The 12,340-nt window shown below is 72.7% G+C and carries 9 protein-coding genes; 5 read left to right on the forward strand and 4 right to left on the reverse strand.

The window, feature by feature from the left end:
* Nucleotides 1-5: 5 nt before the first annotated feature.
* Complete coding sequence (locus tag AC060L_RS08395; RefSeq protein WP_483797938.1) at nt 6-710, reverse strand: response regulator transcription factor; 705 nt, start codon at nt 708-710, stop codon at nt 6-8.
* A 63-nt stretch (nt 711-773) separates the two neighbouring features.
* Between AC060L_RS08395 and AC060L_RS08400 the strand changes: the two genes are divergently transcribed.
* From AC060L_RS08400 to AC060L_RS08410, 3 genes are all read left to right on the forward strand, one after another.
* Complete coding sequence (locus AC060L_RS08400) at nt 774-1,943, forward strand: UDP-N-acetylglucosamine--N-acetylmuramyl-(pentapeptide) pyrophosphoryl-undecaprenol N-acetylglucosamine transferase (protein ID WP_483797939.1); 1,170 nt, start codon at nt 774-776, stop codon at nt 1,941-1,943.
* Nucleotides 1,944-1,975: 32 nt separating this feature from the next.
* The gene (locus AC060L_RS08405; RefSeq protein WP_483797940.1) at nt 1,976-2,962 is read left to right on the forward strand and encodes an SDR family NAD(P)-dependent oxidoreductase; all 987 of its coding nucleotides are present in this window, start codon (nt 1,976-1,978) and stop codon (nt 2,960-2,962) included.
* 240 nt (nt 2,963-3,202) lie between these two features.
* A complete protein-coding gene (locus AC060L_RS08410; RefSeq protein ID WP_483797941.1) occupies nt 3,203-4,699 on the forward strand; it encodes a purine-cytosine permease family protein in 1,497 nt (498 codons plus the stop codon).
* Between the two features lie 117 nt (nt 4,700-4,816).
* On the opposite strand, the gene AC060L_RS08415 is transcribed toward AC060L_RS08410, so the two are convergent.
* Entirely contained in the window at nt 4,817-6,736 is a 1,920-nt protein-coding gene (locus tag AC060L_RS08415; RefSeq protein ID WP_483797942.1) for a putative Ig domain-containing protein, read from the reverse strand.
* 765 nt (nt 6,737-7,501) lie between these two features.
* Between AC060L_RS08415 and AC060L_RS08420 the strand changes: the two genes are divergently transcribed.
* Nucleotides 7,502-8,392: an FAD:protein FMN transferase gene (locus AC060L_RS08420; protein ID WP_483797943.1), complete on the forward strand. Its 891-nt coding sequence runs from the start codon at nt 7,502-7,504 to the stop codon at nt 8,390-8,392.
* 27 nt (nt 8,393-8,419) lie between these two features.
* Here AC060L_RS08420 and AC060L_RS08425 read toward each other — a convergent pair whose 3' ends face one another.
* Complete coding sequence (locus tag AC060L_RS08425; protein ID WP_483797944.1) at nt 8,420-9,907, reverse strand: sensor histidine kinase; 1,488 nt, start codon at nt 9,905-9,907, stop codon at nt 8,420-8,422.
* Nucleotides 9,904-10,611: a response regulator transcription factor gene (locus AC060L_RS08430; protein ID WP_483797945.1), complete on the reverse strand. Its 708-nt coding sequence runs from the start codon at nt 10,609-10,611 to the stop codon at nt 9,904-9,906. Before AC060L_RS08430 ends, AC060L_RS08425 begins: the two co-directional genes overlap by 4 nt.
* Before the next feature lie 378 nt (nt 10,612-10,989).
* Here AC060L_RS08430 and AC060L_RS08435 point away from each other — a divergent pair, with 378 nt between their 5' ends.
* On the forward strand, nt 10,990-12,333 hold the full coding sequence (locus AC060L_RS08435; protein WP_483798021.1) for a ferredoxin reductase family protein: 1,344 nt from the start codon (nt 10,990-10,992) through the stop codon (nt 12,331-12,333).
* Nucleotides 12,334-12,340 lie beyond the last annotated feature (7 nt).

Here is a 12,340-nt window from a genome sequence, read left to right on the forward strand (position 1 = left end):
GGCGCTCACGCGGCGCCGAGCCGGTAGCCGATGCCGTGCACGGTGTGCACCAGCCGGGGCTCGCCGGCCGCCTCCAGCTTGCGGCGCAGGTAGCCGATGTAGACGGCCAGCGAGTTGGAGTCCGGCCCGAAGTCGGTGCCCCAGACCCGCTCCATGATCAGTTCGCGCGGCAGGACCTGCCCCGGGTTCTGCAGCAGCACTTCGAGCAGGGCGAACTCGGTCCGGGAGAACTCCAGGGCCCGGCCCGCCCGGCTGCCGGTGCGGCTGACCGGATCGACCGTGAGGTCACCCAGCAGGTAGCCCTGGTCGGGCGCCGCGGCCGCGGACCGGCGCAGCAGGGCGCGCAGCCGGGCGGTCAGCTCGTCCAGCGCGAACGGTTTCACCAGGTAGTCGTCAGCGCCGGCGTCCAGCCCGTCCACCCGGTCGCTGACCGAGTCCCGGGCGGTGAGCACCAGGATCGGCGTGCGGTCGCCGAGCGCCCGCAGCCGGCGGCAGACCGCCAGACCGTCGAGCACCGGCATCATCAGGTCGAGCACCAGCGCGTCCGCCTGCCAGGCCGCCAGCTCGCTCAGCGCGGCCAGGCCGTCACCCACACCCCGGACGGCGTACCCCGCGACCGCGAGGCCGTCCTCGACGGCCGCCCGCACCTCGGGGTCGTCGTCCACCACCAGGACCTTGGGCGTCCTACCGCTCTCGGGCACGCTGTTCATGCGGACAAGCTTCTCAAACGCGGCTATTAGAACTCTCTTATCCCGGCTCGTGATCGTCGGGGCATGCAGACATCACAGTTGTCCGTGGTCATCGGCGCCGGCGGTACCGGCGGTCACATCTACCCAGGGCTCGCGCTCGCCGAGGCGCTGCGCCGGGTCGATCCGGCGGCGGAGATCTCCTTCGTGGGGACCGAGCGCGGCCTGGAGGGCCGGCTGATCCCAGCCGCCGGCTACCGGCTGCACACGGTGGACATGATCCCGTTCGACGCCTCGCTCGGCCTCAAGCGCTACCTGCTGCCCGCGGCGCTGCTGAAGTCCGGCGCGCAGTGCCGGGAGATCCTGCGAGAGCAGCGGGCGCAGATCGCGGTGGGGATGGGCGGCTACCCGAGCGCGCCGGTGATCGTCGGCGCCCGGCTGGCGGGGCTGCCCAGCGTGGTGCACGAGTCGAACGCCGTGCCGGGCCGGGCGAACCGGTTCGCGGCCCGGCTCACGCCGCACGTCGCGCTCGCCTTCGACCGGACCAGGGCGCACCTGCCGGCCGGCACGGTGGCCGAGACGGTCGGCATGCCGTTGGTCGGCGCGGTCGCCGGGCTCGACCGGGCCGCGCTGCGGGACGAGGCGCGGGCCTGGTTCGGGGTGCCGCCGGGGGTGCGGCTGGTGCTGTTCAACGGCGGCAGTCTGGGGGCGGCCCGGCTCACCGAGGCGGCGCTCGGCCTGGCCGCGCGCTGGCACGGCCGCCCGGACGTCCGGCTGCTGATCAAGACCGGGCCCGCCGCGCTGGACGAGGTCCGGGCCCGGCTGGGGGCCTCGCCGATCGCCCAGGCCGTGCCCTACCTGGACCGGATGGACCTCGCCTACGCCGCCAGCGACCTGGTGGTCTGCCGGGCGGGCTCGGCGACCGTCGCGGAGCTGGCGAGCGTCGGCCTGCCGGCCGTCCTGGTCCCGTACCCGCATGCGCCGCACGACCACCAGACGCACAACGCCCGAGTGCTCTCCGACGCGGGCGCGGGCGTCCTGCTGGCCGACGGCGAGTGCACCGCCGAGCGGCTCGCCGCCATCGCCGAACCCCTGCTGGCCGACCCGGCCCGGCTGGCCGCGATGGGCCGCGCCGCCGACCCCGGCAACCATGCCCGGGCGGCGGACCTGCTCGCCGCCAAGGTGCTGCGCGCCATCGGGCGCAGCGCCCCGGTCGGCCCCCAGCCCAGCGCCTACGTCCCCTCTTACTGCAACTGACACCCCAACCCACACCGCAAGGGAGCTTCAACATGAACGACTGGAACGGCAAGCGCGTCCTCGTCACCGGCGCCGAGGGCTTCATCGGCAGCACCCTGGTCGACCAGCTGGTGCAGCGCGGCGCCCGGGTGCGGGCCCTGGTGCACTACAAGCCGTACGCCGAGCGCGGTTACCTCGCCCGCTACCTGGCCACCGGCGAGGTGGAGATGCTCGCCGGCGACGTCCGGGACGCCGGCCGGGTGCTGGACGCGGTGGCCGGCTGCGACACCGTCTTCCACCTGGCCGCGCTGATCGGCATCCCGTACAGCTACCAGTCGCCCGAGGCGTACGTGCAGACCAACGTGGTCGGCACCCAGAACGTCGCCGCCGCCTGCCTGCGGCACGGCGCCCGCCTCGTGCACACCTCCACCAGCGAGGTCTACGGCACCGCGATCACCGTGCCGATCAGCGAGCGGCACCCGCTCCAGCCGCAGTCGCCGTACTCCGCCTCCAAGATCGGCGCCGACATGACGGCGCTCTCGTACTGGCACTCCTTCGAGCTGCCGGTGACCGTGGTGCGGCCGTTCAACACGTACGGCCCGCGGCAGTCCGCGCGCGCCGTCATCCCCGCGATCCTGGCCCAACTCCACTCCGGTTCGCGGGAGATCAGGCTCGGTACGCTCACCCCGACCCGGGACTTCACCTACGCCACCGACACCGCCGCGGGCTTCCTGGCCGCCGCCACCGCCGACCGCGCGCTCGGCGAGGTGCTCAACCTCGGCACCGGCACCGAGATCTCCATCGGTGACCTGGCCCGCTCGCTGATCGCCGCCTCCGGCAAGGAGGCCGAGATCGTGGTCGACCCCGACCGGCTGCGCCCCGGCGGCAGTGAGGTGGAGCGCCTGCTCTCGGACAACACCAAGGCCCGCGAGCTCACCGGCTGGCGCCCCCGGGTCACGCTGGAGGAGGGCCTCACCGCGACGTCCCGCTGGATCGGCGAGAACCTCGCACTCTTCGCGCCCGACCGCTACCAGGTGTGACGCGCGGCTGTGACTGTGATGACAGTCACAGCAGGACAGAGTGGCCATGTCCAGACCTCCGGGGCCGCCGGATCCGCGCCGCCAACCGGATCTTTCGGTACCCCGGGGGAGTAAAGACATCAATCAGGTCACATCTGGAACAAAGTACGATGGCTTAACTCGCGTGCTACGCGCGAAGAGTTCCGCATATGTTCCACATGTCCGAATTATCTCCCGCTTCACACGCACGGAGCCACCCTCATGGACAAGCTGTCCACCGCCGACACCGACGGCGCGATAGAGACCCGCGGTATCGAACCCGTCCCGGACCATGAGCGCCGGGGCAGAGTGCGCGAGCTCTTCCCGACCTGGGTCGCGGCGAACATCAGCGTCCTGCTGCTCACCATGGGTGCGGCCCTGGTGGTGCTCAACCAGCTGAACTTCTGGCAGGTGCTGATCGTCGCGGCCTGCGCCGCGGCCGTCTCGTTCGGCCTGGTCGGCGTGCTGTCGGTCTCCGGCAAGTGGGGCGGAGCGCCGGGGGCGACGCTGTCCCGGGCCACCTTCGGTGTGCGCGGCAACCTCTTCCCCGGCGCGATCCTCTGGGTCGCCCGGTTCGGCTGGGAGACGATCAACGCCGTCACCGGCGCGTACGCGGTGCTGACCGTGCTCGACCTGCTCTTCGGGGTCAAGAGCAACACGGTGCTGATCGTCGTGACGCTCTTCGTCTTCGTCGCCTGCACGTTCCTGGTCTCCGGCATGGGCCGGAAGGCGCTGAACGTCTGCAACAAGTGGTCGACGTACCTCTTCGGCGTCTTCAGCGTCCTGGTGCTGGGCTACCTGATCGCGCACATCCACTGGAGCGAGGTCTTCTCCAAGCCCGCCGGCACCACCGCGATGATGATCGCCGGCATCGGCACCATCGCCGCCGGTGGCATCAGCTGGGTCCCCACCGGCCCGGACTTCGCGCGCTACCTGCCGCACGCCGTCTCCGGCAAGAAGATCGTCGGCGTGACGGTCTCCGGCGCCGGTCTGGTCGTGGTGCCGATGGTGCTGATGGGCGCCGTGATGGCGGTGGCCTCGCCCGGTCTGGCGCAGGCCTCGGACCCGGTCTCCTTCCTCGGCGACCTGCTGCCGACCTGGCTGGCCGTGCCGTACCTGCTGACCGCGATCGTCGGCATGCTGCTGATCAACAGCCTCTCGATGTACTCGGCCGGTTTCACCGCCCAGACCATGGGCGTCAAGCTGCCGCGTGCGATGGCCGTCAGCATCAACGCCGTGATCTCGCTGGTCGGCGGCCTGATGCTGATGCTGGTCGCGAAGAGCTTCCTGGGCTCCTTCATCACCTTCCTGATCCTGCTCGCCGTCTCCTTCTCGGCTTGGATCGGCGTCTACGCGGTGGACATGTTCCGCCGCCGCTCGCGCGCGGTGCGCTACGACGCCGCCGCGCTGATGGACACTGGCCGGACCAGCCGCTACTGGTACGTGGGCGGGTTCTGCTGGCAGGCGATGGTGTCCTGGGTGCTCGCGCTGCTGATCGGCCTCGCGTTCACCAAGTGCGAATGGTTCGCCGGGCCGTTCTCCGGCACCCCGATCGGCAAGTACGGCCTGGCCTGGGCGGCGACCATCGTGATCTCCGCCGCGATCATGGCCGTGCTCCCGACTCCCCGGGAGAACGTCCCCGCTGACGAGCGTGCCGCTGAGGCTGCCGCTGAGCCCGCCGTCATCGAGGCCGGCGAGCCCGAGCGCGTCACCGTCTGACCCACGGCGGCGCCGGTCGACGGCTGCGGGGGCGGGCCCGATGGGCCCGCCCCCGCAGCTTTCAGGGCGTCAGAGCGTCATCCGATCAGGAGATCAGGAGATCAGGAGATCCGGAGATCAGGAGGCGTTGAGCGCGGTGTCGTCGATCACGAAGCTGGTCTGGGCGGAGGAGGAGTTCTCCACGCCGTTGAACTTCAGCGTGACGCTCTTGCCGGCGTACGAGGAGAGGTTGAAGGTCTTCTGCACGTAGCCGCTGTTGGCGTTCAGGTTGCTGTAGGTGGCCAGCGTGGTGCCGTTGGCCGAGACGGTGAGCTTGTCGGCCGCGGTGGTGCCGGTCTTCGCGGTGTCGATGTGCAGCCAGAAGCTGAAGGTCGCGGAGCAGCCGGCCGGGATGGTCACCGTCTGCGTGATGCTGTCGGTGTGGGCAGCGCCATAGCCGTCCAGCCAGGCGTCCCAGCTGCCGGAGTGGGCGGGCTCGCTGATGGTGTCGTTGTTGATGACGCCGGCGGTGGCGGTCCACGGGGAGGCGCTACCGCTCTCGAAGCCGGGGTTGCCGAGCAGCTGGCCGCTGCCGGTGCAGCCACCGCCGCCGGAGCCGGCGATGGTCCAGCCGAAGGAGGCGCTACCGGTGGAGCCGGTGCCGTCCTTGGCCGTCACGTTCACCGTGTAGCTGCCCGCGGTGGTCGGGGTGCCGGAGATCAGGCCCGAGGAGCTGATCGACAGGCCGGCCGGCAGGCCGGTGGCCGAGTAGGTCAGGGTCTGGCCGGAGCCCGAGTCGGTGCCGCTGATCTGCAGGCTGGCCGCGGTGCCGACGGTGCCGCTCTGGGCGCCCGGGTTGGTCACCGTGACGGTGTTCTGGCCGGAGCCGCCGCCGACGATCGGGTGCGAGAGGGCACAGGCGTTGGTGTCGTTCGACCAGCTGGCCTGCTCGGCGTAGGTGCCGAAGCTGCCGAAGCTGACGTTGCCGCCGCCGCCGGTGGTGCCGGGGGCCAGCCACGCGCACTCGTCGGAGTTCTCCTGGCCGTTGAACGAGCTGCCGCTGACCTGGTTGGTCCAGCCGCCGGCCGGGTTCATGTCGGACATCATCTCGTGCCACTCGTGGCCGAGCGTGATGGTCCAACCGTCAAGGGTTCCGGGCGAGTTGATGAAGCCGACGCCGCAGCCCGAGCCCGAGTCCATGTTGTACGGCTGGTTGCTGAACGCGATGTCGCCGTACGGCGAGGTGACCGGGCCGCCGGTCAGCGAGCTGTCACCGTTGTAGTCGTGCCAGGCGCAGTACTGGCCCTGGTAGTTGTCCGGGTTGGTCCCGGTCGGCGACATGATCACGTAGTAGCTGTTGCGGTTGGACGCCGCGGTGGTGTTGCCGAAGTGGGCCGCGGCGTTGATCGCCTCCTGGCCCAGCTGGTGGCCGGTCGCCGCGCTCGGCGAGGCGGCCGAGGTGTCTTCCCAGACGCCGGACAGCACACCGCCGGCCTGGTACGGCACGAAGTTCGCGTTCGACGGGCAACTCGTCGCGCCGGCAGTCACGTTGGGGCCGTCGCACCACTGGGTCAGGTCGGCCGACCAGAGCTCGTTGTTGGTGCCGATGCCCTTGAACATCTGCTGCGCGGCACCTGCCGCGCCGTCGGCGTCGCCCGAGAACTTCGCGTTGCCGTTGCTGTCGGTGCTCTGGGAGCCCCACTGGCTGCCGTAGAAGACCAGGTAGACCTTGGCGTGGCCGCTGTTGACGCCGGTGCCGTCGATGCCGCCGCCGTAGGAGAGCGTCTCCTGCCCGGTCGCGACGTTCGGCGTGGGGTGTGCCGCCGTCCAGGCCTTCATCTTGTTGTTCTGCTGGATGGTCGGAATCACGCCGTGCCGGTACGAGTGACCGGTCGAGGGGTTGTAAGGGTTGGCGGCCGACTGGCCGGCGGTGGCGGCCGGTGTGGCGGCGATCGCCTGGGGTGCGGCGGTGGCCAGCATGGCGCCGGTTGCGAGGGACAGCGACGCGATGCCCGTCAGGGCGATGCGAGCTGCGCCACGCATGTGGGGGATGCCCATGTCTGAGCGTTTCCTCTCTGCTGTTCGACCGCCTGATGCGCCGATGGGCGTGGGCGGTCGGATCTACTGCACGGATGAGCCGGCGGGGCGCACGGGCATGGCGATGACTCGGCGAGCCGTGCCGAGCCGAGTCGAGCCGACTGCCCAAGGAGCCACGCCACGGGAGCGAAGGCGGGGAGGGGAGAGCGGAGGCGGGGGAGAGCGGGGGCGGAGGTTCACGCGGTGACTGCACGGGCACGGGGCACGGCAGTCGGGATGCACTGGTACACGGGAGGCACTGGTACACGGCGTGCTGATCCGCGCCGGGCTTCTCGTCCGGCTCCGGTGGGGGTGGAACCAACTGTGTGAAGTCGCACGGAGTTTGGCGGTATCTCAGGTGGTGCGCCGTTCGCTGCGGTGAAGCAAAGCAGAGTTGGCGCGAGTCGGTCAACGGAGCGGACGGGGATTCTCGTCACCGACCGATCGATCGGTCGTGTCGGTCCGGGGCGGGGCCCGTCCTGCTCCGGCAGTTGCTGTGGCACCGCGGCGGGCGGGGCCAGGCACTTGACCAGCGGGTCGCGCTCCGGCGCCGCCCCGGCCCGTGGCCGTTCGACCGGAGACCGGGGGACGGGAGCCGCCGGGTGATCGGCGAGAAGTCTCAGAGGGTATTCAGAAGATTTTCAGAGGAACTTGGCCATGGGCAGTCAAGCGGGCGGTCGGCATGCTTGTCTCTGCCGGCGCACGGCGCGGATCAGGACGCCGACTCCGCCTCGCAGGGAGGGCCTCATGCTCGGAGCAGCCCGCGCGACCGTGGACGGCCGTGACCGGGTTGGCACCGGGGAGCCCCGATGCGGCAAGCTCGTGGACGTGCGCACCGCAACCGACCACGTCATGGGCACCGTCATCTCGCTCGCGGCCCCGGCCGACACCGATCCGGACCGCTTCGAGACGGCGGCCGCAGCCGCGTTCGGGCACCTGCGCCACATCGACGAGGTCTTCTCGCCGTTCCGTCCCGACAGCCCGATCAGCCGCATCCGCGACGGACGGCTGCCGTTGGCCGCCCTGGCCGAGCACCCCGACGGGCCCGAGATCGACGAGCTGCTCGCGCTCTGCGCGCGGCTGAAGCGGGAGAGCGCCGGCGCGTTCGACGCCTGGGCGGTCGGCGACCCGCCGCACTTCGACCCGTGCGGCGCGGTGAAGGGCTGGGCCGCCGAGCGCGCCGCCGCCCTCGCCCGCGCGCACGGGCTGGACCGGCATCTGCTCAACGCCGGTGGTGACGTACGGCTGCACGCCGGCTCGGACCCGACGCCCTGGCGGGTCGGGATCACCGACCCGCACCGACCCGGCACCGTGCTGGCCGTGCTGCGGGTCGGCGACGGGGCGGTGGCCACCTCGGGCACCGCCGAGCGCGGTGCCCACGTCTACGATCCGCACACCGGCCGCCCGGCCACCGGCCTGGCCCAGGTCACCGTCACCGGGCCCGACCTGGCGCTCGCCGACGGCTACGCCACCGCCGCCTTCGCGATGGCCGGCAGCCGGGGTGGTGCTGCCACGGCACACGGCTGGCTGGCGGAGCTGGCCGAGCGCGACGGCTACCAGGCGCTGACCATCGACCCGGACGGCCGCCCCTGGTACACCCCGGGCCTGCCCGCGCTGCTCGCCACCGCCGACGGCTGACCGCCGCCCGGCCGTCCGGGGTCCGGTTTACGGCAGGGTGACGGTGACCGTGGTGCCGCCGGTGGGCGGGCTGGTGAGGGTGACCAGCCCGCCGTGGGCGCTGACCACGGCGTGCACGATGGCCAGCCCGAGACCGGTGCCGCCGGTGCTGCGGGTCCGGGACTGGTCGCCGCGGACGAAGCGCTCGAACACCAGCGGGACCAGTTCGCGCGGCACGCCCGGACCGTCGTCACTGACGGTCAGCGTGCGTCCGGCCAGCCGCAGCGTGACCGTGCTGCCCTCGGGGGTGTGCCGGTGGGCGTTGCCGAGCAGGTTGGAGACCACCTGACGCAGCCGGTCCTCGTCGCCGGTGACCAGCACCGGCTGCTGCGGAAGGTCCAGCCGCCACTGGTGCCCCGGCGCGGCGGCGCGGGCGTCCGCGGTGCCGTCCAGGGCGAGCCGGGTGAGGTCGACCTCGACCGCGGCGAGCGGGCGGCCGGCGTCGAGCCGGGCGAGCAGCAGCAGGTCCTCGACGATGGTGCCCATCCGGCCGGCCTCGGCCTCGATCCGCTCCAGCGAGCGGCGGACCGGCTCGGCCACCGGTCCCGGGTGGCGCAGCGCGAGTTCGGCGTGGCCGCGGACGGCGGCCAGCGGGGTGCGCAGCTCGTGGCCGGCGTCGGCGGCGAAGGCGCGCAGGCGGTCCTCCACCGTGTCCCGCTGGGCGAGCGCGCCGGCCACGTGGCCGAGCATCCGGTTGAGCGCGAGACCGACCCGGCCGGTCTCGGTGGCCGGATCGTCGTCCGGCACCCGTTCGGAGAGCACCACGTGGCCGTCGGCCAGCGGCAGCGCGGCGACCTGCTCGGCGGTGGCGGCGATCCGGTTCAGCGGGCGCAGCGAGAAGCCGACCCAGAGCGCCGCGGCCAGGCCCGCGGCGGTGCCGGCCACCGCGAAGACGGTGAGTTCGAGCATCAGCATCTGGTGCTCGGTCCCGGTGACCTGGCTCATCGGCAGGCCGGTGACCAGCACGTCGCCGTCCGCGCCGGCGACCGCCTGGACCCGGTAGTCGCCGAGGGCCGCCAGGTGGACGGTGCCGGCCGCGCCGCCGACCGGCAGTGCGGCGAGCCGCTGCTGCTCGGCCGGGGTGAGCTGGACCAGGTCGTCGGTGTCCGGCAGCTTGGTGCCGGCCGCGACCGCGTCGTCGTCGGCGTCGCCGTCCACCACGCCGGCCTGGGTGACCGCGCCGTGCAGCAGCCGGGCGCCGAAGGTGCCCGGCGCCTGGGCGCGGGTGTCGCGGTGCGAACCGCCGGCCCGGCCGGCGTGCTCCAGGCTGGCGGCGTAGCGGCCGCCGGTGGCGGTGAGCTGCTGGTCGAGCCGGGTCACCAGGAAGGAGTGCAGCGAGCTGCTGACCACCGCGCCGACCCCGGTGAAGGTGAGCAGCAGCAGCGCGAGCAGGCCCGCGATCAGCCGGCCGCGCAGGGTCCGCGGCGCCAGGCGCCGGACAGGTCGCAGGCGCGGTCGCGGCGGGCGGACCGTCACGCGGCCGGATTCTTGAGCATGTAGCCCACACCGCGGACGGTGTGGATCATCGGGGTCCGGCCGGCGTCGATCTTCTTGCGCAGGTAGCTGATGTACAGCTCCACCACGTGCGCCTGGCCGCCGAAGTCGTAGGACCAGACCGCGTCCAGGATCTGCGCCTTGCTGAGCACCCGGTGCGGGTGGCTCATCAGGTAGCGCAGCAGCGCGAACTCGGTGGGGCTCAGCTCGATCGGGTCGCCGTCCCTGCTGACCTCCCGGGACTGCTCGACCAGCACCAGCCCGCCCAGCACCAGCGCGCCCTCGGGCGGCGACAGCGGGTCCCGCCTGGTGGCCGCGTCCGCCCGGCGCAGCAGCGCGCGCAGCCGGACCACCACCTCGGCCAGGCTGAACGGCTTGGTCACGTAGTCGTCGCCGCCGGCCGCGATCCCGGCGATGCGGTCCTCCAGCGCGTCCTTGGCGGTCAGGAAGAGCACCCGGACCTCCGGGCGCTCGGCGTGGATGCGGCCCAGCACCGCCATCCCGTCCAGGTCGGGGAGCATCACGTCGAGCACCACCGCGTCCGGTGCCCAGGCCGAGGCGGTGCTGACCGCCTCGCCGCCGGTGGCCACGCCGCGGGCCTCCCAGCCCTCGTAGCGCAGCGCGCCGCAGAGCACCTCGACCAGATCGGGCTCGTCGTCGACGACCAGGATGCGGCGGGCGGTCATGGAGTCCCTTCGGGCCGTCGGCGGCTGGGCGGGCGCGGGTCGGCCCGTCCGTTCGGCAGGCCGGCCCGCTCGTGGAGCGGGTCGGTCCGTCCATTCTGCCCGGTGGCGATGAGAAAGCAGTGAGATCTGCGGACCCCGGTAGCGGGCTCCGGCCCCGGAATTCCGGGCTCAGGGGCTGTCCAGAGGCCCTGCGCTCATAGGGAACTGAGAGCTTGCGGTGACAAGGTGACAGCACTTCCACCGTCCGCGCACCACCCGGCCGTACCCGTCGCCGCCCATGAGGAGGTCACCCTGAGCACCACCGCCCGGCGTCCGGCGCCGTCCCCCGGTGAGCTGCGGCGCGAGCCCGGCGGCCACCGCCGACCGCCGCAGAACGTGATGCGCGGCCGGGGCGTGAGCCCGGCCGGTCAGCTGCCCGAGCTCGTCCCGCTGCTGGTCCTGCTCGCGATCGGCGCGGGCGGGCTCGGGGTGCTGGCCCTCTGGTGGCGGGACACCTTCGCGGTGAACGGCGCCGACGAGTGGCTGACCAACGCGGGCCGGATCACCGGCCTGCTGGCGGGGTACGCGGCGCCGGTGCTGCTCCTGCTGATGGCCCGGATCCCGCTGCTGGAGCGCGAGGTCGGCGCGGACCGGCTGGCCCGCTGGCACGCCGTCGGCGGCCGCTACCTGGTCGGCCTGGTCACCACGCACGTGCTGACGATCATCTGGGGCTACGCGCTCACCGCGCACCAGAGCGTGGTCGGCGAGGGCGTCCAGATGGTCTTCCACTTCCCCGACATGATCAAGGCGTCGCTGGCCACCCTGGCGATGTTCGCCACCGGTGCGTTCTCGGCCCGGGCGGCCCGCCGCAAGCTGAGCTACGAGGCCTGGTACTACCTGCACCTGGGCACCTACCTGGCGATCGCGCTGGGCTTCGGGCACCAGCTGAGCAACGGCGCCGACCTCGGCGAGAGCCCCGGCAAGCTCGGCTGGTACGCGCTGTACGGCGGGTCGTTCGCGCTGCTCGGCTGGTACCGGCTGGCGGTGCCGTTCCTGCGCGACCGGCGCCACCGGCTGCGGGTCGCCGAGGTCCGTCCCGAGGGGCCCGGCGTGGTGTCGGTGTTCCTGACCGGTGAGCGGCTGGACGAACTGCGTTGCGAGCCGGGCCAGTTCTTCCGGCTCCAGTTCATGGCGCCCGGACTGCGCTGGGCGGAGAACCCGTACTCGCTCTCCGCGCCGCCGCACCCTCGGTTCCTGCGCTTCACCGTCAAGGACCTCGGCGGGCACAGTGCGGCGGTGGCCAGCCTGCAGCCGGGCGTGCGGGTGCGGGCGGAGGGTCCGTACGGTGCCTTCACGGCGCGCCGGCGCAAGGCCCGGCGGGTGCTGCTGATCGCGGCGGGGGTCGGGATCACGCCGATCCGCGCGCTCTTCGAGACGCTGCCGGCCGGGCCCGGCGAGCTCACCCTGCTGTACCGGGCGAGCAGTGAGCGGGACCTGCTCTTCCGGACCGAGCTGGAGCAGGTGGCGGCCAAGCGCCGGGCCCACCTGCGGTTCCTGGTAGGGCCGCGCGCCGAGATCGGCGATCCGCTCACGGCCGGGGCGCTGGCGCGGCTGGTGCCGGGGCTGGCCGCGCACGAGGTGTTCCTCTGCGGGCCGGAGGGGATGGCCACGGCCACCGTCGCCGAGCTGCGCGCGGCGGGGGTGCCGCCGCGGCGGATCCACCACGAGTCGTTCGTCTTCTGAGCCCGTT

This window comes from Kitasatospora sp. NEAU-69 (genome assembly GCF_057158765.1).

Excerpts from the sequence above, each read along its gene's own strand:
- AC060L_RS08395 (WP_483797938.1), bottom strand. The coding sequence starts at position 710 with ATGAACAGCGTGCCCGAGAGCGGTAGGACGCCCAAGGTCCTGGTGGTG.
- AC060L_RS08400 (WP_483797939.1), top strand. The coding sequence starts at position 774 with ATGCAGACATCACAGTTGTCCGTGGTCATCGGCGCCGGCGGTACCGGC.
- AC060L_RS08415 (WP_483797942.1), bottom strand. The coding sequence starts at position 6,736 with ATGGGCATCCCCCACATGCGTGGCGCAGCTCGCATCGCCCTGACGGGC.
- AC060L_RS08410 (WP_483797941.1), top strand. The coding sequence starts at position 3,203 with ATGGACAAGCTGTCCACCGCCGACACCGACGGCGCGATAGAGACCCGC.
- AC060L_RS08420 (WP_483797943.1), top strand. The coding sequence starts at position 7,502 with ATGCTCGGAGCAGCCCGCGCGACCGTGGACGGCCGTGACCGGGTTGGC.
- AC060L_RS08430 (WP_483797945.1), bottom strand. The coding sequence starts at position 10,611 with ATGACCGCCCGCCGCATCCTGGTCGTCGACGACGAGCCCGATCTGGTC.
- AC060L_RS08435 (WP_483798021.1), top strand. The coding sequence starts at position 10,990 with ATGCGCGGCCGGGGCGTGAGCCCGGCCGGTCAGCTGCCCGAGCTCGTC.
- AC060L_RS08405 (WP_483797940.1), top strand. The coding sequence starts at position 1,976 with ATGAACGACTGGAACGGCAAGCGCGTCCTCGTCACCGGCGCCGAGGGC.